Source organism: Psychrobacter sp. FME13 (assembly GCF_014861395.1).
Classification (GTDB): Bacteria; Pseudomonadota; Gammaproteobacteria; order Pseudomonadales; family Moraxellaceae; genus Psychrobacter.
Genome location: NZ_RRYV01000418.1, coordinates 1 through 306, shown reverse-complemented (window position 1 = coordinate 306; position 306 = coordinate 1). Strand labels below are relative to the sequence as shown.

The 306-nt window shown below is 42.5% G+C and carries 1 protein-coding gene and 1 pseudogene; one reads left to right on the top strand and one right to left on the bottom strand.

Features of this window, described 5'->3' with window-relative positions:
- Nucleotides 1-55 precede the first annotated feature (55 nt).
- Nucleotides 56-100: pseudogene (locus EI164_RS17595) on the top strand (helix-turn-helix domain-containing protein); the annotation flags it as partial.
- A 26-nt stretch (nucleotides 101-126) separates the two neighbouring features.
- Here EI164_RS17595 and EI164_RS17270 read toward each other — a convergent pair.
- Nucleotides 127-306 (bottom strand): hypothetical protein (locus EI164_RS17270; RefSeq protein WP_225739381.1); only part of this gene is annotated, 180 nt, incomplete at its 5' end.

The window sequence follows — 306 nt, the reverse complement described above, 5'->3', positions numbered from 1 at the left end:
AGATTACAAGCCGCTTAATTTAGCTTGATGGTGACAACTACCTTGAAAAACTCCGTTAGGCAGAAGTCCTAGTACTATATCAAGAGAGCTTAAGCGTAATAAAAGCCTGCGAGGTTACCGAGCTCATTATGCCGATAACAAAGCTCGTGCAAGACGATCAAACAATGCTTTCACTATCATCACTGACGTATGGGATTGGGTCACAAACAAGCTTAAAGACAGCTGGAGTCTCCGACAATACCGGGGCGGTTCATTTACGAATCTTACGGTAAACACATTCATACCGACGCAAATGGTAATAGAATT